Source organism: Caballeronia sp. J97 (genome assembly GCF_905220305.1).
Lineage (GTDB): Bacteria > Pseudomonadota > Gammaproteobacteria > Burkholderiales > Burkholderiaceae > Caballeronia.
Window position 1 is genome coordinate 520,154 of the sequence record NZ_CAJMZL010000001.1, and the last position, 23,320, is coordinate 543,473.

Genomic DNA, 23,320 nt, shown 5'->3' on the forward strand with positions numbered 1-23,320 from the left:
TTGTCTGTCCCGGTCTTTTCGGTTGCTTGGTCGAGGAGACAATTTCGCTTCTAGTTGAGCGCGTCGTAGACTGCGTCACGTACATCGAGAGGAAAGCGTCCCCCCACTCCCTCCCAAGTCGTGTTGGTCAGCGACACCACCGTCAGCGCTGCGGCTCGGTCAACAAACCAATTGTGACCGTACACCCCGCCCCACTCGACCGTCCCGATAGTTTGTGGAGTGTTCAAAATCGACGGCTCCATCAATACCGCACCCATGTAGCCAAAGCCCCATCCATCCTTTTGTCCACGCATATCCGCAGTGACATGCGGTACGGCCATCAGGTGAGCCAATTCGGCAGTCAAGAGTCCACCGCCGTCAGTTCGGGTAGCCTCGAGGAATCTCAAAATGTCGATTGCAGTTCCGACCATCCCGGCGCCGCCAGACGGAAAGTCGCTGGTAGAATACGCTCTGCCCGGAGAGAAGCGGATTGCGTTCACGCCATCCGGAGGCGTGACCATACGCGACTCTTCCATCTCAAGTAGCTTCTGTTCGCAGTTCACGTACGGGACAGCGAGCGCAACGTCAACCGGTACATTGAAAGCAAGCGAGGGAAGCTCGAGGGCAGAAGTTACAAGCTCGTCGATGGCATGCGGCAACGAACGACCTGTTACTCGTTCGATGATTGCACCGATGACATCAATCGCGAGCGAATACTTCCAGGCCGTTCCGGGACCGAAGTGAAGTTTCGTCATCGCGAGCCGCTCCAAATTCTGCTCAAGGGTCAATCCAGCGCAATCGAGGCCATCGGAGACCTTTAGTTCGTGGTACTCCGTGCCGGCTGCTTCCTGGAATCCATAGCTCAGTCCTGAAGTATGTGTAAGCAGTTGATGTAACGTGATGTCTGGAATGCTGCCATCGGGAAGCGATGGTCGGAAGTACGGCAACCAACGAGTAATCGGCTTATCTAGACGCAGTCGTCCCGCATCGACCAGACGCAACGCCGCGAAGCATATGATTGGCTTCGTCACCGATGCCAGGCGGAACCGCGCTTGGGAGTGCATGGCGGTATTTGAGGCCACATTTTCGAGACCAAAAGCCTCTTCTACAATGACCTGACCGTCATGCGCCACCACCACGACGCCACCCGCGACTCGAGCTTCATTCACCGCGGATTCCATGATGTGGCGCAGTCGTTGCACTAGGTCAAATCGTCGTTGCGAATGCATTGAGTTCCTCCAAAGACGGCGATAACCGCTTTAATATTAACAAGCTTACCTGTGTTGAGATGTCCTCACCCGATAGCGAAGCATGCGGGCAAGAGCTCCGCCAAGACAGTTCATAAATTGTTGACGAAGGCTCGTCACGCTGTTGGTCAGCAGCACAATGTCCTACTGGACAGCGACGCCTCGTTCTGCCAGGTCCCGAAAACTATGAACTCAGTCGAAAGCTACCTCGAGTTTGCCCATACAACGCTCGACGAGACAGGCCCGATTGGCATGCGCTACTTCAAGCAGACCATCGACGTCTCGCAAAAGGAAGACGCGAGCCCTGTCACAGTCGCTGATATCGAAATTGAAGCACTTTTTCGCCGCCGGATTGCACACGCGTTTCCGCGGCACGGCATCCTTGGTGAGGAGCAGCCGGCGGTGAACACGTCCGCGGAGCTCTGCTGGGTTATCGACCCTATAGACGGAACAAAAAGCTTCATCAGCGGGATGCCGATATGGGGGACCCTTGTGGCACTTCTCGAGGGCCTTCGTCCGGTCTTCGGCATCATCGATGTCCCCGCACTAGGAGAGCGCTTCGTCTGCGGGCCACAGAATGGAACCACGCGAAATGGCACAGCAATCCGAACCAGCGCGTGCGAGGACCTTGGCTCCTGCAACATGTTCGCAACATCGCCTGATATGTTCAGCGAAGTCGAATGGGAAGTGTTCGAGTCCCTGAGCCGCCAAGCGCGATTCAGGAGATTCGGTGGCGATTGCTACAGCTACGCCATGCTCGCCGCGGGCAAAATTGATGCAATCATAGAAGCAGGACTGAAACCCTACGACTACCTCCCGGTCGCCCCGATTGTGACTGGTGCAGGCGGGGTTATAACCGATTGGAACGGCAATGCGCTGACCCCCGCAAGCGACGGACGCGTCATCGCTGCGGCGACACCATCATTGCATCGAGCGATGTTGCAAGAGACCACGAAGCTGAGCGGTTCCTCTGAGTAAGGCGAGAGCTTCGATGGACCCTGATTCCGTGACTGTCGCCGCCCTTACGCTGGGAATGGGAGCGACGACAAATGCAAAACAGGCACCGATGCTCGAACAATCGGTGCCTGCCTTGATAGTCGCGCGCGGCGCTAGGCCGCTTCGAAACTGAAAGTTAAAGCATCATGCACCAGTGGATGCCGTGGCAGGCGCGGCCTTACCGAACGGCACATCAATGTTTCCAAGACGACGCAGTCGGATGTTTGCCTGTTCAGCATGACCCGAGAAGCCTTCCAGAATGCACAGACGCGAACAGTATTCGCCGACGAGAACCGACGCCTCGTCAGTCAAGATACGCTGGTAGGTGCAAGTCTTCAGGAACTTGCCAACCCACAAGCCACCCGTGAAGCGGGCAGCGCGCGAGGTCGGCAACGTGTGGTTGGTACCAATCACCTTGTCGCCATAGGCCACGTTCGTGCGTGCACCCAGGAACAGCGCACCATAGTTGCGCAGTCGCTTGAGGAAGAAATCAGGGTCGCGAGTCATGACTTGAACGTGCTCCGATGCGACCCGGTCCGATTCGCGAATCACTTCTTCATCGTCTTCGCACACGATGATTTCGCCGTAACCTTCCCAAGCCTTGCGAGCAATTTCAGCCGTGTCGAGTTGACCCAGCAGACGCTCCACCTCTACCATGGTCTGCTCGCCCAGTTCCTTGGACGTCGTGATGAGCACTGCGGGCGAGGTCGGTCCATGCTCTGCTTGACCAAGCAAGTCGGTTGCGATGAGTTCTGCGTCGACCGACTCGTCGGCGATAATCAACGTCTCCGTCGGACCCGCGACCAAGTCAATGCCCACCGTGCCATACAACTGACGCTTCGCTTCCGCGACGTAGGCATTACCCGGGCCGACAATGACGTCCACTTGAGGAAACTCGCCAATGCCCAGCGCCATTGCGGTCACGGCTTGAACGCCACCGATACAGTAAATCTCGTCGGCACCGGCGAGGTGGATGGCAGCGATAACAGGTGCGCTCGGCTTGCCTTCGAACGGCGGCGAGGTTGCGATAACCTTGTTCACACCGGCAACCTTAGCCGTGACAATACCCATGTGCGCCGACGCGACCAGCGGGTACTTACCACTCGGAATGTAGCAGCCGACCGTTTCAACCGGCACGTTCTTGTGACCAAGAACGACGCCAGGCAACGTTTCGACTTCGATGTCTCGCATCGAAGAAAGTTGATGACGCGCGAAGTTGCGAACTTGCTCCTGAGCGAACTTGATGTCTGCGATTTCTTGTTCCGACAGCTCGGCCAGACAAGCATCAATTTGCTCTTGCGAAAGACGAAACTGCGTCGGATTCCACTTGTCGAACTTCGTGGAGTAAGCATGGAGAGCTTCATCACCACGCGTCGAGATGTCGGCAATCATCTCTTCAACGACGCGGCGGACCTGCTTGGTATCAGCTTCGCCAGTGGGTTCAGTGGTGGCCGACTTCAGGAAGAACGACATAATTGCCCCTTATGATGCAAATTCAAAAATTAGCGGAATCTTCAAAGAAAAATTTGGTGCTGCTCTGACTCATCTCGGAGTCGCGTTCATCTGTGGGAAAGCGCGTCACTTTTTGCAGCGCGCAACCAGTATCAGTCGATAAAATGGTCAATTCAATTTCGCGGACCACCTCTCAGTGACGCACTGTGACGCTATTGCGATGCTCAAGTGGCGTATCACAGTTGGGTGACCGACCTTCAGCAATTGAACTGCACGCAGGCTGAGCGATATCAGTCGTGCATTCATTGCAGGCCCCTACATACCCAAGAGCGTCGCCGCTCCCTTGGGCTCTCTGTTACGTACCTCGTACAACCAAACCTTTAGGTCTGCATTCGCTTATGCAGTGTGCAACTGCAAAGCGTTGGTCGAAGCTATTGCTTCACTGATTTCGTGACGCGCAATCATCACCTCGACCAATGCAGGTCCCGTACTATCAAGAGCGCGCCTGAACGCTCCCTCCAACTGAGAAGCATGTTCGACTCGCCACGCATCAAGACCGAAGCTTCTGGCGATTTCAGCGAACGCAAGCGAATATGGGCGTCCGTCCGGCAGCGAGAAATCGCCGACGCTTGGACGAACTCCGAGCGACCCGCTGGCACCCGAGACGAACTCCGGTCCACTCTGATTGAAAACGACAAACACCACCGGAATGCAGTGCATGACGCTAACCGCCATCTCCTGCATCGATTGAAGGAAGTCCCTATCCTCAACCACGCAAACTACCTGCCTCGCCGGCATCGCGAGCTTGGCACCGATAGCGGCAGGGACTGCCCAACCGCCTGTAACGGAGGCGCCAGGCGACAAGAACGTTCGTGGGACGTATATCTGGAAGTGTTCTCGCGCGATATGGGTGACCGCGCCTGAGCCAACCACGGCGATAGCGTCCCGGTACAGCACCTTTCGAAGCTCAAGGAAAGGACGAGGCGCCCGGATGAACGTCTCGTGCGCTCCCGACTTCTCGCTCACCGCAGTGCGCCAATGCTCTCTCGACTCCCGCATCAGCTGAAGAAATGCTTGCCGCCGGGCTCCTGTAGCTCGTCGCAACTTTCCATCTAACGCAGCCGTTAAGTCGACGAGCGCACTCTTTGCATCAGCGACGATGCCAACCTCAACCGGAAAGCGCTTGCCGATTTCATCGCGTTCAACATCGATATGAATGAGCTTCTTCTCCGACAGCTCAATCGTGCCGCTCTCGCCGTCTCCAGCGGCGGGCAAGTCTGAGAGTCGGCTGCCCAGAGCAACGACCACATCGGCCTTGCGCAGGAGTGCGACCCCGCTAGAACTTCCCATTGAGCCCACCAAACCAGCGTTCAGGTCATGGTCATGCGGAATGGCCCCACTTCCACTGCCTGCTACCAACACCGGTGCCGAAAGCGCCTCCGCGAAAGCGTTGAGTTCGGAGGTCGCGTCTGCTGCGACCACGCCACCACCGACCAGAATGACCGGTCTCTCGGCGTTCGAAAGGACGTCTGCCGCTTGCTGGATAGCTAACGGGTCAGCCCTGAGCCTTCCATGAGCAAGCCGGTTCTGGGGGACGTCAGAGCCCGCATGGTCCACGTGATTCTGAATCTCATGCGGAACCTCAAGGTGTACAGGCCCAGGACGTGCGCCGAGCACGCTGTTGAACGCACGGTGGATTGCCTGCTGCAATTCGGAAAAACCACGAACCTTCCAGGATTGCTTCAGTCCGCCCGGTGCTAAATCTGGACCCCAGCCCGCACTCGGCCTAGGCGAATTGCCAGATGACGCGACAGCGTCGTCATTAGCGCGGTCTCCTGTAACGAGGAGGACACCACACGAGTCAGACAAACAGTTCGAGAGCGCGGCCGTCGCTGTGAATATCCCCGTTTTATCGGGCAGAACAACCGCCATCGCGCTGCCGCATGCTCTGAAGTAACCGTCTGCCATGTGCACCGCGCTCTGCTCATTGACGACCCTGATGAACGGAATGCCGACACCTGGCGCTTGCAGCCCTTCGAGCACGGCGCTATTCCCAAAGCCGGGTACACCTGCGACATACTGCACTCCGTAAGCGCGCAACGCCTTTGCGATGACTTGGCCGCCGGTTAATTTCACGTAGTAACTCCCGATTTTCGATGCGCCGAAGTAGGCCCTACTCTCAGGCGAACTTCTCCCATTGCAGTATTCCCGGCGGAATCTTCCAACTCAATTTCGCAATCGCTGAAAAATCGACGCACTTCGACGCACTTTGACGCACGCCGAAGTAGCGACCGTCACGCTCACTTCACGGCGCCGCTCAGCGAGAAGCCGCCCTTGAAAAACCGTGACATCACAAAGTAGAGAACGATGACCGGCATCGAATAGAGGATGGAGAAGGCGGCTATTTGTCCATAGCGGATGGTCGCCGCACTGATGAAGCTATAGATTGCAATCGGCGCTGGCTGGCTTGCCTGGTCAGCGATAAGGACGATTGGAATCAGGAAGTTGCCCCACGCATTGACAAAGCTGAAAATCGCCGCTGAAGCGATGCCCGGCATAGCCAGCGGGACGATGACAGAGCGAAGAATCCGAAAAGTGCTGGCTTGCTCCATGCTCGCCGCTTCTTCAAGGTCCTGCGGAATTGCATCAATGGTGTTCTTGATGAGGTAAATGGCAAACGGAAGCGATGTCACGCCCAACAGCACTGCCGTCGGTACCATCGAAAGCATGTCAAACTTCGCGAACATCTTATACACGGGCACAATGAGAATCGTAACCGGAACACCCGAGAGAAAGAGGATGCCCAACAGGATGGGTCCCTTCCACGGGATGCGATGGCGAGAAAATGAGTAGGCCGCAAGGATGCCCGCGCCGGTTGATACAGCTGCAGCGAGACCCGAGATAATCAAGCTGTTCCACAGCGTTTGTGCGTTCCCGTGGGAAAGCGCGCCGGCAAAATTATCCAGCGTGAGCGTGGGCATCTGAATCTGCCATCCAGCGTGCTTATCGAATGCCCCAACCGCTAACCACAAAACCGGCAGCACAAAATATGCGCCTATCAGGACGAGGACCAAGTTGGCTGCGAACTTACCCGACTGAGGCACCGTGCTCTTCTTGGCGCGCCCCGCCGTAAGTGCGTGCTTCGTTGCCATTTTCTGTGAGGAGAGTTCCATTCTGGTTTCCTTCATGATGCAAGTTCAGTTTTGGCGGGAACGGATGCAAACTCGCTTTTTCGCACTTGGCCTGGACGGTATTGACGCGCGATAAGCACGAAAGCCAATCCTAACGCTGAGGAAAGCAAGACAATCACATTGCCCAGGAGCGCGCTGTAGCCTAGCCGGTGAAACTTAAAGCCCTGCAAGTACGAATATATCGGCAGGATGTTGGTCTGGTTGTCAGGGCCACCGCCCGTCATCAGGTACACGAGCGTGAAATTCGCGAATGTCAACAGCGTCATCAGGAGAGACGACATCAGGATAGTCGGCTTCAACATGGGCAGCGTCAGACGAAAAAGTCGCTGCGACGCGCTCGCGTTTTCTAAGATTGCGGCCTCGACCATGTCAGTTGGAATACTGCGCAGCGCCGCGGAGAACATAATCATTGATAGACCGGCCAGCGACCATACATTCGCGATGGATACGACCAGCATTGGATAGCTATAGAGCAAATCGTGGTTTGCATCGCCCAAGAGACGTGGGAAGGTGCCTCCGCTAGTCGTTGCCGCATACCAGATAACGGCAATAGTGATGGGAGGAAGGTTCCACGCAAGAATCGCCAGCCCTGACACTGCTCGCCCTACGACTCCGCTTGCCTTCTGCATGAGCAGAGCCATTGCCAGTCCAAGAATGGTCGAACCAAACGCACCCGAGCCCACGACGAACACGACGGTCTTCCAAAGCGAGCTCAGGAACACGTCGTCATTGACGAGCGTTCGGACGTTTTGAATCCCAGTGAACCAGTAGTTCACAGCGTGCAGCCCCATGAGCTGCAGGTTCGTAAAGCCGAGGTAAATCGCGTATACAACCGGGAGCGCGAAAAGCGAGAACAGAAGGATGGCTGCCGGTGCCAACAGCACGAGGCTGACAGGTCGAAACGTGGTTTGGTTCATTTTCGAAGCTCTCTAAGGCGCTTGCCGACCGCGTGACACAGCGGCCGGCAAGCTCTGCCGACTATCGTGCGGCCATCAACTTGTCGTCACCGAGCTGGTTGGACAATTCGCTTTTCATCATCTTGACTGCATCGTCCACGCTCATCTTCGGCTTAAGCACGAGAGCTTCGGTTGCAGCTTCGAACGCGTGCGCCCAGACAGGGTATTCAGGGTCAGCGGGCACACTCTTCGAAATCGCGAGAATCTTGCCGTACTGTTCCTGGTAAGGCGGAGCGAGCTCCGTGTATTCCTTGTCCGTCCAGTATTTCTGTTGCGGCGGCACAAAACCAGTCCAGTTTGCGCCCTTCACAACGTACTGCTTGCTGACAATCAAATCGACGAGTTGCCAAGCAAGGTCCGGATTTGCAGTCTTCTTGTAGATGGAAAGGTCCCACCCGCCAAAAGCGCTCGCGTAACCCACGCCCCCGCCGGTGACCGTAGGCAGCGGCGTGAACGCAGCGAACTTCGGAGCTTCCGGCCAGCACGGAGAACACATAGACTTGCTCCATGCAGCGGGGACATAGTTCGCAACAAGACCGATGCCGATGTGATGTTTCGGATACTCCGGCGTCGCGAGCGCGGGCGAGTTTGCGTTCAAGATGAGCGAAGACGGTGCGAGCAGTCCTTCAGCCGAAGCCTGACGATAGAAGTTCAATACCTCTCGAATACCCTTGGTGTCGACCGCCCACTTTCCGGACGCATCTTTAATAGTCGGGTCGCTCGACGCCATCAAAAGATTGGCAGCGCCCAGAACCAAGGCAGACGTGCCACCAGCTGGCCCGGTAATCGCCCACAGGGGCCATACGTTCGGGTCCGACTTCTTAATTTTGCGAGCGGCCTCGAAGATGTCTTGCCAGTTCTTCGGCTTCCAGTCTGCCGGCAGACCTGCTTTCTGGAAAACCTGCTTGTCATAGAGCAAGCCCGATGTGTTGACGCCTTGGCTGATACCAATCACATCCTTTCCAGTCGTGCCCTCCAACTTGACGGCATCGGGAACATCCTTCCACCACGGAGCCTTAGCGACGTACTGGTTGAGGGGCAGGAGGTATCCACTTGCAGCCCATTGCGCCATCTCTTGAGCCGGCAGTTGTGCGACATCAGGAGCCGAGCTCGAATTCCCATACGACATGCTGACTTTAGTCACGATGTCGTCGAAGCCGCCGGGAATGGGCACAAGCTGGACCTTAACTCCGGGGTGCGACTTCTCGAAGTCCGCCTTGATTTCACCCCAGAACTTGGTTGCAAGCTCCGTCGTGACCATCACATTTTCCGACCCGTAAGCGAGCTTCAGTACCGTTTCAGCCTTGGCAACGTTACACATCAATGAAGCTGCGGCCAGCACCGCCGACGCCGCTGCAACCAGTTTTCTATTGCTGCGAGTAATGCAACGCATTGCTGTACTCCTAGTGTCAATTGTTGAGATAAACCTAAGTCCGAGTCAGTGCCGAAGGCTCTTACCGGTATTTGCGTCGAAATAGTGAAGGTCGGCAGGGTCGAAAACGAGGTCCACGCGCTCGCCGATGCCTACAGGCGAGAAGCTCGGGAACCGCGCGTCGACGGATGCACCGTTGATTGACACTCGAACGAAGTTCTCTGAGCCTGTCGTCTCGATAGATTCGACGACACCCGATGTTTTCACCTCGCATCGCGCGGGTGCGTCCTTGACCCAGTGAAGGTCATCCGGACGGATACCGACTTCGATTTTTGACGGTGCGGAACCGTTGAATTCAGCGCGCTGCGCTGGCGGCAGGCGGAACTTCGCGCCGAGCGCGTGGCAATCGGCGTCTGACGAGGCGAGTCGAATCTCGCTCGAAGCGATGTTCATCCGAGGGGAGCCAATGAACGTCGCGACATATCGGTCAACCGGGCGTCGATACAGGCGCTCGGGAGTATCAATCTGTAGGAGCTTGCCGCCCGAGAACACAGCGATACGATGGCCCATCGACATTGCCTCAACCTGGTCATGTGTCACATAGACCATCGTTGTGCCCAGACGGCGTTGCAGGTCCGAGATTTCGCTGCGCATGTGTGTGCGCAATGCCGCGTCGAGGTTAGAAAGAGGCTCATCAAGCAAGAAGAGCCGCGGCTCACGAATCATCGCGCGCCCCAAGGCAACCCGTTGACGTTGTCCACCGGACAACTCAGACGGATTGCGCGCAAGAAGGCTATCGAGCTTCAGCATCGAAGCGACCTCGTGAATGCGCTTCTCGATTTCCTTCGGCTTCGACTTGCGAACCTCCATGCCAAACGCAAGGTTCTTATAAATCGACATGTGGGGGTAAAGAGCGTAGCTTTGGAACACCATCGCAATGTCACGGCGTCCAGGGGGCAATGCCGTCACATCGTTGTTCCCAATCCAGATACGGCCGTCAGTCGGATTTTCGAGTCCGGCCAACATTCGGAGCGTGGTGGATTTCCCGCAGCCCGAAGGCCCGACGAAAACCAGAAACTCACCGTCCTCAACGTCAAGATTGAGGTCCGATACCACGTTGGTTTCGCCGAACGTCTTGTAGACGTGCTCGAATTTTATCGATGCCATTACGATGGTCCCGGTTATAAAGTGGGTTGTGCGGATGTCGTCCGTGCCCTGCTGAAAAACTCATCCAATGGCAGGAACAACAAGATTAGGTTCGGTGTGGAAGCAGTTTCAGCATCCAAAATGCGGCGCTCAATTTCGCAAACGCGTCAAACCTGACGCGAACTGACGCAGCCGATTTTCGGCGTTGCTGCAGGAAGCCTTGTGCTCGGTCATTGACCGCGTCGCATCTGCCCGGTTTGATTGAAATTCCGGCAGCGACCGAACCACTCCGACCGTCAACGCGAGAGACTGGATGTGCGAATAGGAAATACCCCTAGAACGCGTCCGAATTGCGTGGAGCGAGCGCGGGGCGTTGAGGCAAGGCGTTTGAAGCGGATGGCCGTACGCAACCAGGCGGCTGCACTGGGAAGCCCGGCGTGCTTTCGGAACAGTCTTTTAAACGACCGTAGGGCTTGACCGAGGTATCGGAGCCTTCGTACCTGAGCACTCAATTAGCCTAGTGCTCGGCCGGCGGCAGAAGCGCGCCTTATCCGCTGAGCGGATGCGAAGAATAGGAAATTAGATAGTTAGCCAAGGACTATCCTGCGTGGCAGGTTAGTAGTGAGAGGCCAGCGATACAAGAAAAAAAACGCAGGGCGGGTGCCCTGCGTCAAGAGGCTGAAGGCCTCACGCATTTCGGTCGTCGATAGTTCGCCAACTGCGAATCAAGCAGTGGTTGCCCGAGCCTTCAGTTCGATAAGCGGTTCGCTTTTACCGCCGCGTCTGTCCGCTTTAATCATTTGACTGGCCTTCTCGGCAATCATCACAGTGGGCGCGTTGGTGTTTCCCGAGGTAATCGTCGGCATGATGGACGCGTCAACCACTCGCAAGCCCGCAACCCCAAAGACACGGAGCCTAGAGTCAACGACCGCGTCGGGCTCGTCGCTTCTTCCCATCCGGCACGTCCCAACAGGATGAAAGATTGTGGTGCCAACGTTTCCAGCGGCAAAGGCAAGCTCCTCGTCAGATTGATACTGTTCTCCCGGCAGGATTTCTCGCGGCTCGTATCTCTTAAGCGCCGCGGAGGAGACTATCCGCCGTGTGTAGCGGAGCGCGTTCACAGCTACAGCCTTGTCATAGTCGGTGGAAAGATAGTTGGGCGCGATGGTAGGAGCTACCGATACGTCTCGCGACTTAATGTGAATAGCGCCCCTCGAAGTCGGTCGCAACTGGCAGACAGACGCCGTGAACGCGTCGAATGAATGCAATGGCTCGCCAAACTTCTCTAAGGACAGGGGCTGGACATGGTATTGAATGTCGGGTCGAGATGAACGACCGTCCGTCCCTGAGTTGCCGAACACACCCAACTGAGAGGGAGCCATGGCCATCGGACCGCTTCGTTTAAACACGTACTCCATACCAATAGCAAGCTTTCCCCACCAATGCGCGCTGAGTGTGTTGAGTGTCTTCGTCCCGGAGACTTGGTAAGCCATCCGCAGTTGCAAATGGTCCTGCAAATTCTCGCCCACCCCCGGGATATGCTCGACCACGTCTATGCCAAAACTCTGAAGCACCTTTTGGTTGCCCAACCCCGAGAGCTCCAGTAACTTCGGCGAATTGACTGCACCAGCGCTTACAACGACTTCCAGGCTTGCGGTAGCACGCAGGTCTTCGCCATTGACCTGGAAGTGCACGCCGTTACACCGCTTCCCATCAAAGGAAAGTCGTTGAGTGGCCGCTCCAGTCATAACGGTCAAATTCGGCCGTTTCATTGCGTGCCGAAGAAACGCCTTGGCTGCGTTCCAGCGAACTCCATTCTTCTGGTTCACATCGAAGTAGCCGACCCCGGAATTGTCGCCTCGATTGAAGTCGCTAGTGAACGGAATGCCTGATTCCTGCGCGGCATTCGAGAATGCTTCCAAGATTTCCCATCTGAGCCGCTGCTTCTCGACACGCAACGGGCCACCCTTTCCGTGTGCTTCGCTTGCCCCGCCGTGGTAGTCCTCGCTCTCCCGAAACAGCGGGAGCACCGACTCCCAGTTCCAGGATGAGTCTCCCGTCAGCTTGGCCCAGTCATCGTAGTCCTCTCGCTGCCCTCGCATATAAATCATGCCGTTGATGGACGAGCATCCGCCCAAAACGCGTCCGCGAGGATACGACAGTGCACGACCGTTGAGGCCCACCTCTTCTTCGGTCTTCATGCACCAATCGGTCCGCGGGTTACCGATGCAGTAGAGGTAGCCGACAGGAACATGTATCCAGTGATAGTTGTCGACGCCACCGGCCTCGAGCAACAACACCGAAACGTCGGCGTCCTCGGAAAGCCGGCTCGCCAAGACGCAACCCGCAGTTCCTGCGCCGACGACAATGTAGTCGTAGCTACCTACGGAGCGCGCCGCTTCAGCGCCTCTTGGGCTTGTTCCCTTCATCATCGATTCTCCGTGCATTCGCAGGCTCTTCGCTAGAAGCATCAAGCTACCTTGAGCCTGCGTGTCTCCATCTTGGGACACAGCGTCCCTGCAAACGTCTTCGGAGCCATCGCGAGATAGCCGACGTTCAATGATGCCAATTGTGCTTTCAAACACCCTCGCTATCCATTCCGCGGTCTTTCGCAGAAGTTCGCGCGACGGCGCGTCTGCGTGACGCACTGACTGCGTCACTATGCGAAGCGATTCGTCGACGATGCGAAATTGAGTCTGGATTTATGGTTGCGAACACTGTTTGTTACGCAATAGGCGTTCTTTTGCCCAGGCGTCGGTAACGAAAACCCGTACAGCAGTGCCACAAAAACACTTTCAGACATAAGGATGCAGAAATGAGGAAACTAACCGCGCTGGCCGCCGCACTTGGCGTGGCTATCAGCGTCAACGCCCACGCGCAGAGCACTGTTACGCTCTTCGGAGCTCTTGATGCTGGCATTGCCTACATCCACAACGTCGAGGGGCACAGCTCGCAATGGAAAATGTCCACTGGCAACGTCTCCGAGAACTCTTGGGGCCTGAAGGGCACCGAGGACCTCGGCGGAGGCACCAAGGCTATTTTCACTGTCGAGAATGGGTTTGACATTGCTAACGGTCAACTTCATCAAGGGGGTCGAATATTCGGGCGTCAAGCGTGGGTGGGCCTGACCACCCCATCGTTCGGCACCGTTACGTTCGGTCGTCAATACGACCCAGTCACAGACCTCGTTCAACCAATTACCGGCGATTCGTTCAGCGGTATCTGGGCAACTCCCGGCGATATCGATAACTATGACGACAGCGCCCGGTTCGATAATGCAGTCAAGTGGGTAAGCCCTACATGGAGCGGCGTGACCTTCGAGGCCATGTATTCCTTCGGCGGCATCGCGGGAGCCACCGGCTCCGGGCAGGTATATTCAGGCGGCGCGTCCTACAGCAACAACCAGTTATCGCTTGCGGCCGGCTACCTGCATATCAACAACGGAAATCCAAGCGCCTCCACTCGCGGAACAACCGCGGCTGACTCCCTTTTCAATAGTGCGGTCAACTCGGCTTACCAATCAGCGAGTTCCATTAGCATCGCGCGCGCAGCCGCTCAGTACGTCATCAGCAACGTTACTGTAGGCGTGGCTTACAGCTACTCCGACTATGCTGCCGATGGGGCTTCGACGTTTGGTCAGTCGGAGAAATTTCATAACGGCTCCATCTTTGCCACATGGCAAGTGGCACCTGACTTCCAGACAATCGTTGGCTATAACTATACGAGAGCCCTCGGTGACTCTTCAGCGAAGTATCACCAGGTCAACCTCGGAGTCGACTATTTGCTCAGCAAGCGAACCGACTTTTACGCCATCGCCGGATATCAGCATGCCAGTGGACAGAATGGCTTAGGCGCTGCGCAAGCCGTTATTGGTTCGTACGACGTCAATTCCGGCGCGAGCTACCAAGTATTGGCCGTTGCTGGCATCCGTCACAAGTTCTAAAGCGCACTTCGCCCGCCACGTGCGACCGCTTCGCAGGTGGCGGATTTCCGTACCTGATGTATCGCAGAACCAATATTACTTCGATTGAATGTTCCTTCCGTCAGGTAGGGTGTCCGTACGCCGGTCAGCTTTCGTGGGTCAAGTTGAGAACCTTCTCGCCGCACCAGAAGTCAGAGCGGCGGGCGGTGTCATCACGCGAGCCGGCTAACACTAACCCACGAAATCAAGAAGGAACACCAGTTAATGACATCTTGCAGTCTTTCCAACGACCACGAGTCTGTGATGGTCTGGCAACAGCACGCCACGCGAGCGGCCTTCTTCGCAGCAGGGTTCGCCGTTGCCGCCTGGGCGCCACTTGTTCCATTCGCCAAGGGCAGGCTCGCTATAGACGAAGCGACCTTGGGCTGCCTGCTCCTCTGCCTAGGCGCCGGCTCAATCGTGGCAATGGTCACCTCTGGGAGTATCGTTTCTAGATTTGGATGTCGACGCGTTCTCAACGTGTCCATGGTGGCCGCCGCGGCTATGCTGAGCGTCCTTGGTTCTGTTGACGAGCTTTATCTGACAGGCGTGGTGCTTGCGATATTCGGCGGCGCAATCGGTACGATGGACGTTGCCATGAATATTCATGCCGTGTTCGTAGAGCGGCGGTCAAATCGCCGCATGATGTCGGGCTTTCACGCGCTCTATAGTGCTGGCGGCGTCGCCGGCGCGGCTAGTTCGGCCGCCGCGCTCTCAGCCGGCATCACGCCTTCGACTACGGCCGGCGTTGCAGCAGCAGCTCTCGTAATCGCTCCTGCCTTTTTCGGGCGCCGCTTCATAAGCGATAAGGCCGACGCTCATGGCTCTCTCCTAGTCCTTCCGCGGGGCAGTGTGCTGCTGCTCGGCAGCATGTGCCTCATGATGCTGCTCGTTGAAGGTGCCATGCTCGATTGGAGCGCTCTACTGCTGACCGGCTCAAAGCAAATGTCTGCAGCACAGGCTGGAATCGGCTACGCCGTCTTTGCTGGCACCATGACGGCTATGAGGCTCACTGGCGACTGGACCGCTGCCCGCCTCGGCGCACGCCGCGTCGTACGCTTCGGAAGCGCTCTCGGTGCCGCTGGTGTGGCTCTGGCGGTCTATGCTCCCGACTCGCACCTGACTATTGCGGGGTTTGCCTTGATGGGAATCGGCGTTGCGAACGTCGTCCCGATTCTTTATTCCGCCGCTGGGGCGACGAAGGCCATGTCCTCGGAGCATGCCATCGCGGCGACAGCCACCCTTGGATATGCAGGCACGCTGACCGGGCCGGCAGCCGTCGGGTTCATCGCTCAAGGAATCGGACTTACAGCCGCGTTTGAGCTCCTAGCCGTACTTCTGATGCTCGTCTGCTTGTTTTCTAGCATCGTCCCCAAGCACGAGCCGAGCTGACGCACCGAGTTCGGTAACTGCCGCAGAAACCCGCTGCGGGGTCTCTATTAGGCAAAACACTAGGGTCATCTGCGTCACACTGCGTCATGTTTCCATACGGTTGCGAACTTGAGCAGAATTTAATGGACGCAAATACTTCCTACATCTGCTCAAGCCGCGAATATGTGAAGCAGTTCGCGGCGACATAACCCCACATAGCAAGAGTCACCATGCAACAAAATCACGACGTTATCGTAATCGGCAGCGGAGTCGGCGGAGGGACTGTTGCCCGTCGCCTTGCCGAGAATGGAGTGAATGTCTTGGTACTTGAACGGGGCGATTGGGTCCCGCGGGAGCCGGACAACTGGAGCGTGTCGTCTGTGTTCTTCGAAAAGAAGTACACCGCTCACGATAGTTGGCTCGACAGAACCGGCGAATCATTCCGACCCAACATCTACTACAACGTCGGTGGATGCACGAAGTTCTACGGTGGCAGCTTGATTCGTTTTCGTGAGCAGGATTTTGGTGCTCTTGAGCACGAAGAAGGTACGTCTCCGGCATGGCCCGTAAGCTATTCCGAAATCGAACCGTACTACTGCGAAGCGGAAGCAATGTTCGACGTCCATGGCGACGATAGCGGCGACCCGAGTGCACCGTGGAGAAGTAAGCCTTATCCATCGCCGAGGCTCCTCAATGAGCCCATCGTTCAGCGTATGGCGGACAGGATGCGCGAACTCGGCGCGAGTACGTCAGCATTGCCTGCGGGCATCGAATACGGTCCTCAGGGCAATTGCATCCGCTGCAAGACGTGCGACGGCTTTCCCTGCAAGCTGGGCGCAAAGAGCGATGCCGAAACCGCTCTGATTCAACCGGCTCTAAATACGGGCCGAGTGGAACTTGCAACAAACTGCTTGGTCGAGCGCCTCATTCTCTCCGCGGACGGAAAACGCGTTGATGGTGTCGAGGTTAGACGCAACGGGAAAGCTGAAGTCCTTCGAGCCCCGTTGGTTGTGGTTGCTTGTGGCGCGATTAACAGCGCAGCGCTGCTTCTCCGCTCCGCTTGCGACGCCGCTCCCGACGGTGTATCGAACGCATCGGGCTTGGTCGGCCGAAATTACATGGCTCACAACCAGACCGCTCTGATGGGGCTCTCGCTCGAGGAGAACACCACGGTTTTCCAAAAGACGCTAGCACTGAATCAGTTTTACTTTGGCGACGGAGATTATCGCTTTCCACTCGGCCATGCGCAGATGCTGGGAAAGCTGCAGGGCGGCATGCTGTCAGCTAACGTCCCATATCTGCCTAAAGTTGTGGGTTCGACGATGGCGCGGCATAGCATGGACTGGATTGCATTTTCGGAAGACCTTCCGGACCCAGAGAACCGCGTGCTCTTACGCGATGGCAAGATTCAGCTCTCCATCAAGCAGAACAATTTGAAGCCGCATCATCGTTTGGTCGAGAGGTTGACAGGTTTGCTGAAGAAGTCTGGATACCCAATCGTCTTGGTCAAACCACTTATTCGCCATTCGACATCGCACCAATGCGGCACGGTCAAGTTTGGAACCGACCCGAAAACAAGCGCAATCGACACTTTCTGCCGCAGTCATCAACACAAAAATCTGTTCGTGGTTGACGCGTCTTTTATGCCATCTTCGGCTGCCGTTAATCCCGTATTGACGATTGTCGCGCAGGCTCTGCGCGCCGCTGACCATATGTTGAAAGAGGATTTCCACACTTCCTCGCGACAGACTGCTTAAACCGCCCTTCAAGAGTGGTGCGGACAGGCTAGGACAGTTCGGCTTAGCCTTCAAGTTGAAAACGTAAACCGTGACGCGGAAACGCGCGCATTTGTATCAAATCGCCATGCAAAGGAGCAATTCAAATGGCTGAAAAGAAGGAAATGACCGGAGGTCAGATTGTTGTCGAGTACCTCGTCCGCGAGAAGGTGCCTTATACGTTCGGCATCCCTGGTCACGGCAACACTGCTCTCCTCGACGCATTCGTTGACCGCCAAAAGGACATTACGCTCGTTCCGGCTATGCACGAACAGGGCGCGTCGCACATGGCGGACGGCTACTATCGCTCGACCGGCCAAATCGCGGCAGTCTGTTCGTCGATTGGCCCGGGCGCCACAAACACCCTTACCGGTGTCGCGACAGCTTTCGCTGACTCGATTCCGCAATTGCTCATCACTGGGGGTGTGCACACCTACATGACAGGCAAGGGCGTTCTCCAAGAACTGGACCGTCCGCACGGCGACAACTTCCCCAGAATGGCGGAACCTGTGGTCAAGCGCTGGTGGCAGCCGAGCCAGGTCGCGCAGATTCCTGGCGTCATGACCCAAGCATTCAACGTGATGCTCGAAGGCCGTCGTGGCCCTGCTCTCATCAACCTTCCGCAAGACCTGCAGGCAGAATCGGCAGTCGTCGAACTCCCGGACTCGTCGTCTCATCGCGGCCACGGCCGTCTGCACGGTGACCCGGTCGACATCAGCAAGGCGGCAAAGCTCCTGCTATCGGCGGAGCGCCCGGTCATCATCGCTGGCGGCGGCGTGATTGCAGCCGAAGCGACTGAACTGCTCGTCGCTATCGCTGAACACGTTGGTGCAGCGGTGACCACGTCCTTTATGGGCAAGGGCGCGATTGCTGAAGACCATCCGTTGTACGCATGGCCGTGCGGTGACCTGGGTTCCATCCCGGGCAACGCAATGACGCGCGAAGCCGATGTTCTTTTGTCGGTTGGCTGTCGCTTCAGCGACCGCATCACGTCTTCGTACCGCCCCGGCGTTACCTTCGACATTCCGAAGACGAAGCTCATTCAGGTCGACATCGACGGCTTCGAAATCGGCAAGAACTATCCGGCGGAAGTCGGTATCGTGGGCGACGCGAAGGCAATTCTCTCGGCGCTGCTCGACGAAATGCGTGACCTTGCGAAGCCCCGCGACTATCAAAACGCGCCACAGTTCAAACGACTCCAAGGGCTAAAGGCAGAATGGCTCGAGCACCTGCGCCCACTGCGTGAATGCAACCACTCGCCGATGACCGTGTCGCAGGTGTTGTTCGAAGCTCGCAAAGTATTGCCACGAAACACGATTGTGGTCACAGATTCGAGCAACCCCCAGAATCAGGTCTTCAACGAGTTTCCGGTCTACGGCCCGAAACAGCACATCACCCCCGGCGGATTTTCGGGCATCGGTTTCGCGTTGCCCGCCGCTATCGGTGCGAAGCTCGGTGCGCCGAATCAGCCGGTAGTCGCAGTCTGTGGCGACGGAGCTTTCCTGCAGACGGGTCAGGAGCTCGCAAATGCCGTGATGATGGGCATCCCCGCGGTGTTCCTCATCATCAACAACGGCGGTTGGGGTGCAATCCGTAACCTGCAGCTCAACATGTTCGGCGAAGACCGGGAAATCATCACGGGCTTCAAAACGCCGGACGGTTCGCCGTGGTCCGCCCACATCGCAAACTTCGCGAAGTCTCTCGGCGCAGAAGGAGAGCGTGTTGATGACCCGCGTCAAATCGGCGCGGCCTTGCAGCGAGCGGTTCAGTCTGGCAAGCCGTACGTCGTCGAAGCAATCTGCTCGATTGAACGGCCCTACAGCAACATGCACCCGACCGGATGGTGGGACATCACTGTTCCGGCCTATCTGGGTGACCTCCGCGACAAGTACGTCGAAGGCCGCGGATTCTAAGCGCCGCTGAACTGGGGTAGCGGAAAAGGTTTTGAGTGTTCCGCTACCCTTCTCCCGTTGCACTTTGTGCGCCGAAGCGAACAGCGCCTCCGCATCTGGAATTCTTGCAGAAGACTCGGTCGTGACGCGGGACTCGCAATGCGTCTCGCTCAGTACCGCACTCAGAGAGGGCCGGCTTATTTTTGGTTGGTCCCGGGAAGCGGCTGCCGAGTCGCCTGCCTACACGCTTTAACGAACGCCGCTCGCTTCGAAGGGCGTGAAAGGTGACCGTTGATTTTTCGCCTTTCAAACTGTTTAAACTTTTGGCTGGGGGCTCGAATGAATCGTCGATTGAGATTAGGAATGGTGGGCGGTGGCCAAGGCGGCTACATCGGATGGGTACATCGACTCGCGGCCAGGCTCGACGATTGTTACGACTTCGTTGCTGGCGCGTTGTCGTCGGATGAGACGAGAGCCCAGGAGAGCGGCCGAGCCCTCTTCCTTGACCCATCCCGCATCTACTCCGACTACCGAGAAATGGCGAGGGCCGAAGCCCAGCGACCAGATGGTATCGACGTCGTCGCCATCGTGACGCCGAATCACCTCCACGCCCCAATCGCAGAAGCGTTCCTTGAAGCTGACATCCACGTGATGTGTGATAAGCCACTCGCGCTGAATCTGGCAGAAGCCATCGAAATGCAAGACCACGCGCAACGCGCGGGCAAAATCCTCGGTGTGACCTACACCTACTCGGGTTATCCGATAGTGCGGCACGCGAAGGACCTTGTTGCCGCCGGTGAACTGGGCGAAATACGGTTCATCGCAGTGGAATATGTGCAGGACTGGTTGACAGAGCCCGTCGAGTTGCAAGGCAACCGACAAGCTGAATGGCGGACCGACCCTAGTCGTACGGGCGCCGGAGGTTGTCTCGGCGACATCGGCACTCACGCATATCATCTCGCTGGGTTCGTCTCCGGACTACTTCCCGACGAACTGTCAGCCGATGTCACATCGATGGTTCCTGGGCGTCGAGTCGACGACCATGTACAAGCGACGCTCTTCTACAAATCCGGTGCTCGCGGTAATCTCATCGCGAGCCAGATTGCGGCCGGGGAAGGAAATGCTCTTCGTTTGCGCGTTTACGGAACAAAAGGCTCGATTTCGTTCGACCAAGAGCATCCTGACTTTCTCTGGCATACCCCTCTGAGCGGCAACGCTATCCGACTAGCCAAAGGCCGCGCACATAGCCCATCGGCTGACCACGCAGCGAGATTTCCCGCCGGGCATTCTGAAGGGTTTTTCGAGGCGTTCGCTCAGCTTTATCGCGATGCGGCCCTCCAAATTGCGGCTAAAATCGAGGGCAGTCCAGTTCCGCCTGCCAGCTTGCTCCTTACTGACGTGGCCGACGGCGTGGAAGGTATGCGATTTGTCGAAGCAGCACTGCGTAGCCACGCCGGAGGTGGTGCCCGGGTCCACATCCGCTGAAATTCGCGGAAAGGCGCGGGTAATTCGAGGTCTGTCCCTACATACGTCAGACGATACGGTCTCTGCGCGGCCGCGGTATCTAGGCAAAACACCAAGGCCAGGTTGGCGTACACCCCCTTTCGAGTAAGACGAGTTCATGGATAGACCGCAAGACCGCATCAACCTTCAAAAAAATCTGGTGCTACTCGTCGAGTCGTGTAGCTCGGTCGCGGGACTATGTCGCAGCCTTGATATCAATCGACAGCAGTTCAACAAATACCTTGCAGGCCAGCACGCTCCTTCGCACAAGGTCTTACAGAAGATTGCCCGTCATTTCATGATGGAGGTGCCTGACCTTTACCGTCAGCCCGCCGACTTTAAGCAGTTTTATGAAGGCTTCGAGAGTGAACTGCCGATGGGACTTCGGTCCTCGTCGGAGTTCACCAAATTTTTGCCCTTCGCGAAGAGCTCAGTGGAACCGCTGCGAGATTATCTGGGCGTGTACTACCGGTATCACAATTCATCCATCTATAAGGGCCGCATCCTTCGTTCGGTGACGTGTCTTTACGAGGCGGAATCAACTATTCAACACGTCACCGTTGAGCAGTTTCCGCTACTGGATGGCAGCGGCAAAACGGGTTACAAGTTCACCTACAACGGGTTCTGTTTTCTTCTCGGCGACCGGATTTTCATGGTCGACTTCGAGGGACAACAGCAGAATGAACTGACCTTCTCGATTCTGACACCGCAGCACCGACGTCCTATTCGCTTCCTGTATGGGTTAGTCTCGGGTGTCGCGTCATCTTCCTATCGACAGCCCTTCGCAACCCGACTCGCGCTCGGCTTCGCAGATAAGGGGAAGATTCAGAAGAAGCATCTGCGAAACGCTACCGTTCTGCTGCCAAGTGACTCTTCACTACCGTTGGAAGTCCGCGAGTACATGGCCGGCGATAATTCGACCATCGTCTGGGGTGGCGAAGGCTGAAGGCAAGAGTCCTCAAGGACGCGTGATGTCGACACGCTACTTCGGGCGCAACACCTCTTCCACTGAGCTTCCTGAACTGTCAAATGGACTGACCGGCGTCACTGCGACGCTTCGACTCTCCACAATCGGCCTGACGACCCGACCCCCTTGCGTGTTTCGAGATTGTGTTTGTTGCCTTGACGAGCTAACTCAAGGCATAAAACGATATCTCGGCAAGGTGCCCCACATGCATCGCATCCGCAATATCCCTACGTTCACGCGGCTGAACTGCGCCAAAGTGCGTCATTTGATGGTCGAGTTGCGAAGTTGCGATTGCCATTTTGGAGGCAAATACTGTCAATCAGAAAAGGCAAGCGAAAGGCTCTGGCACCGATGTTGCGATGAGCTTGACGACCGTCGGGATACGAGACATGAGACAACTCCTGATTTCCGCAGTATTTCTGGGCTTAAGCGCCTATCTTACGCACGCCCTTCCGATGTATTCCGAACCGGTAGTGCTCAACCACTTTGGCCACCGCGTGTCGAACATTGAGCAGTAGCGCTTACCACACCATGGGCGTGGGACGTGCAGGACCACTTCATTTTTTAGCAAGGCTTGAAACACATGACTGGTAAAGAGACAAACTTGCTCGCATCGTTCTGGACCATCGCGGGCGACACTCACCCTGATGATGCGGAATGGATTAGTCCAGACAGCCTCGCGATTCGAGCGGAGGCTGCGTCCAGGGCCGGATGGAAGGGTCTCGGTCTAAGCTTGGACGACTGCAGATACAGCGTGAAGAAGTACGGAGTACCCGGGGTTCAGCGTATCCTCGATGACAATGGACTTGAGTTCCTAGAACTGGAAATCCTGATGGACTGGTACACGACTGACAGTCGTCGACAGGCATCTGACAGAGCTCGGCAAGAGTTCTTGGAATTCGGCGGCGAGCTTGGAATGTGCAACTTGAAGGTCGGCGTGAGCCACCTCGATGTCGACCCGACCAACCACAGCCAGATGGCTGACGAATTCGCAAAACTCTGCGAGGATTTCGGCACCATCAATGCCACTGTCGGACTTGAATTCATGCCATTTTGCAAGATTGCGAGTCTCGCCGACGCCCTGCCCATCGTGAACGGCGCCGACCGTCAGAACGGTGGCCTTATCATCGATATCTGGCACGTGGTTCGTAGCGGCACTACGAACGAAGAAGTCGCGGCCGTTCCAGCCCATCTCATCAAGGGCATTGAGCTAAACGATTCGGGAACCACTCCAATAGGAACGCTGACGAACGACTCAACGTTTCACCGCACGCAGTGCGGTGAGGGAAAATTCGACATTTCCTCCTTCATTTCGGCAGCCGAAACGGCCGGCTTCCACAAAAAATACTGGGGAGTCGAGATTCTCTCCGAGTACCTTCGGAAAGCACCTGTAGACTTGCGCGCCAAACATGTCTTCGATACGACGATTGCACAATTCTCCGGGAAGTGAGTCTATATCGTCTTTCTAGGCTTTTCTGCCCTTCACAGCGATAGGAACGTGATTATCGACGA

16 protein-coding genes are annotated in these 23,320 nt (G+C 56.6%); 8 read left to right on the plus strand and 8 right to left on the minus strand.

Going from position 1 to position 23,320, the window contains the following annotated elements; all coding sequences use genetic code 11:
- Nucleotides 1-50: 50 nt before the first annotated feature.
- Complete coding sequence (locus U4Y90_RS02395) at nt 51-1,208, minus strand: serine hydrolase domain-containing protein (RefSeq protein WP_321791809.1); 1,158 nt, start codon at nt 1,206-1,208, stop codon at nt 51-53.
- A 204-nt stretch (nt 1,209-1,412) separates the two neighbouring features.
- On the opposite strand from U4Y90_RS02395, the gene U4Y90_RS02400 reads away from it, so the two are divergent.
- On the plus strand, nt 1,413-2,204 hold the full coding sequence (locus U4Y90_RS02400; protein WP_321791811.1) for an inositol monophosphatase family protein: 792 nt from the start codon (nt 1,413-1,415) through the stop codon (nt 2,202-2,204).
- Between the two features lie 162 nt (nt 2,205-2,366).
- Here U4Y90_RS02400 and hisD read toward each other — a convergent pair whose 3' ends face one another.
- The 7 genes from hisD to U4Y90_RS02435 form a co-directional block, all read right to left on the minus strand.
- Nucleotides 2,367-3,695 carry a histidinol dehydrogenase gene (gene hisD / locus U4Y90_RS02405; protein ID WP_321791812.1) on the minus strand — a complete coding sequence of 443 codons (1,329 nt, stop codon included), beginning with the start codon at nt 3,693-3,695 and terminating at the stop codon, nt 2,367-2,369.
- 375 nt (nt 3,696-4,070) lie between these two features.
- On the minus strand, nt 4,071-5,810 hold the full coding sequence (locus U4Y90_RS02410) for a thiamine pyrophosphate-binding protein (RefSeq protein WP_321791814.1): 1,740 nt from the start codon (nt 5,808-5,810) through the stop codon (nt 4,071-4,073).
- A 164-nt stretch (nt 5,811-5,974) separates the two neighbouring features.
- Nucleotides 5,975-6,847 carry a carbohydrate ABC transporter permease gene (locus U4Y90_RS02415; RefSeq protein WP_321791816.1) on the minus strand — a complete coding sequence of 291 codons (873 nt, stop codon included), beginning with the start codon at nt 6,845-6,847 and terminating at the stop codon, nt 5,975-5,977.
- Nucleotides 6,848-6,858: 11 nt separating this feature from the next.
- On the minus strand, nt 6,859-7,782 hold the full coding sequence (locus U4Y90_RS02420; RefSeq protein ID WP_321791818.1) for a sugar ABC transporter permease: 924 nt from the start codon (nt 7,780-7,782) through the stop codon (nt 6,859-6,861).
- A 61-nt stretch (nt 7,783-7,843) separates the two neighbouring features.
- Nucleotides 7,844-9,214, minus strand: coding sequence for an extracellular solute-binding protein (locus U4Y90_RS02425; RefSeq protein WP_321791820.1), 1,371 nt, complete (start codon nt 9,212-9,214; stop codon nt 7,844-7,846).
- 45 nt (nt 9,215-9,259) lie between these two features.
- Entirely contained in the window at nt 9,260-10,360 is a 1,101-nt protein-coding gene (locus tag U4Y90_RS02430) for an ABC transporter ATP-binding protein (protein ID WP_321791821.1), read from the minus strand.
- Between the two features lie 704 nt (nt 10,361-11,064).
- On the minus strand, nt 11,065-12,768 hold the full coding sequence (locus U4Y90_RS02435) for a GMC family oxidoreductase (protein ID WP_321792559.1): 1,704 nt from the start codon (nt 12,766-12,768) through the stop codon (nt 11,065-11,067).
- 386 nt (nt 12,769-13,154) lie between these two features.
- Between U4Y90_RS02435 and U4Y90_RS02440 the strand changes: the two genes are divergently transcribed.
- The 7 genes from U4Y90_RS02440 to U4Y90_RS02470 all read left to right on the plus strand — a co-directional run bounded on the left by U4Y90_RS02440 (nt 13,155) and on the right by U4Y90_RS02470 (nt 23,258).
- The gene (locus U4Y90_RS02440) at nt 13,155-14,282 is read left to right on the plus strand and encodes a porin (protein WP_321791823.1); all 1,128 of its coding nucleotides are present in this window, start codon (nt 13,155-13,157) and stop codon (nt 14,280-14,282) included.
- Between the two features lie 282 nt (nt 14,283-14,564).
- Nucleotides 14,565-15,692, plus strand: a complete 1,128-nt coding sequence (locus U4Y90_RS02445) for an MFS transporter (protein WP_321791825.1) — start codon at nt 14,565-14,567, stop codon at nt 15,690-15,692.
- A gap of 209 nt (nt 15,693-15,901) precedes the next feature.
- Entirely contained in the window at nt 15,902-17,428 is a 1,527-nt protein-coding gene (locus U4Y90_RS02450) for a GMC family oxidoreductase (RefSeq protein ID WP_321791827.1), read from the plus strand.
- 125 nt (nt 17,429-17,553) lie between these two features.
- Entirely contained in the window at nt 17,554-19,359 is a 1,806-nt protein-coding gene (locus U4Y90_RS02455) for a thiamine pyrophosphate-binding protein (RefSeq protein ID WP_321791829.1), read from the plus strand.
- 318 nt (nt 19,360-19,677) lie between these two features.
- Entirely contained in the window at nt 19,678-20,823 is a 1,146-nt protein-coding gene (locus tag U4Y90_RS02460; RefSeq protein WP_321791831.1) for a Gfo/Idh/MocA family oxidoreductase, read from the plus strand.
- Between the two features lie 136 nt (nt 20,824-20,959).
- Nucleotides 20,960-21,787 carry an XRE family transcriptional regulator gene (locus tag U4Y90_RS02465; protein WP_321791833.1) on the plus strand — a complete coding sequence of 276 codons (828 nt, stop codon included), beginning with the start codon at nt 20,960-20,962 and terminating at the stop codon, nt 21,785-21,787.
- A gap of 625 nt (nt 21,788-22,412) precedes the next feature.
- Nucleotides 22,413-23,258, plus strand: a complete 846-nt coding sequence (locus tag U4Y90_RS02470) for a sugar phosphate isomerase/epimerase (RefSeq protein ID WP_321791835.1) — start codon at nt 22,413-22,415, stop codon at nt 23,256-23,258.
- Nucleotides 23,259-23,320: the final 62 nt, after the last annotated feature.

Bases quoted from the DNA above. Each gene is read 5' to 3' on its own strand.
- U4Y90_RS02450 (WP_321791827.1), top strand. From the start codon at position 15,902: ATGCAACAAAATCACGACGTTATCGTAATCGGCAGCGGAGTCGGCGGA.
- U4Y90_RS02400 (WP_321791811.1), top strand. From the start codon at position 1,413: ATGAACTCAGTCGAAAGCTACCTCGAGTTTGCCCATACAACGCTCGAC.
- U4Y90_RS02445 (WP_321791825.1), top strand. From the start codon at position 14,565: ATGGTCTGGCAACAGCACGCCACGCGAGCGGCCTTCTTCGCAGCAGGG.
- U4Y90_RS02415 (WP_321791816.1), bottom strand. From the start codon at position 6,847: ATGGAACTCTCCTCACAGAAAATGGCAACGAAGCACGCACTTACGGCG.
- U4Y90_RS02435 (WP_321792559.1), bottom strand. From the start codon at position 12,768: ATGAAGGGAACAAGCCCAAGAGGCGCTGAAGCGGCGCGCTCCGTAGGT.
- U4Y90_RS02395 (WP_321791809.1), bottom strand. From the start codon at position 1,208: ATGCATTCGCAACGACGATTTGACCTAGTGCAACGACTGCGCCACATC.
- U4Y90_RS02440 (WP_321791823.1), top strand. From the start codon at position 13,155: ATGAGGAAACTAACCGCGCTGGCCGCCGCACTTGGCGTGGCTATCAGC.
- U4Y90_RS02465 (WP_321791833.1), top strand. From the start codon at position 20,960: ATGGATAGACCGCAAGACCGCATCAACCTTCAAAAAAATCTGGTGCTA.
- hisD (WP_321791812.1), bottom strand. From the start codon at position 3,695: ATGTCGTTCTTCCTGAAGTCGGCCACCACTGAACCCACTGGCGAAGCT.
- U4Y90_RS02430 (WP_321791821.1), bottom strand. From the start codon at position 10,360: ATGGCATCGATAAAATTCGAGCACGTCTACAAGACGTTCGGCGAAACC.
- U4Y90_RS02425 (WP_321791820.1), bottom strand. From the start codon at position 9,214: ATGCGTTGCATTACTCGCAGCAATAGAAAACTGGTTGCAGCGGCGTCG.
- U4Y90_RS02420 (WP_321791818.1), bottom strand. From the start codon at position 7,782: ATGAACCAAACCACGTTTCGACCTGTCAGCCTCGTGCTGTTGGCACCG.
- U4Y90_RS02455 (WP_321791829.1), top strand. From the start codon at position 17,554: ATGGCTGAAAAGAAGGAAATGACCGGAGGTCAGATTGTTGTCGAGTAC.
- U4Y90_RS02460 (WP_321791831.1), top strand. From the start codon at position 19,678: ATGAATCGTCGATTGAGATTAGGAATGGTGGGCGGTGGCCAAGGCGGC.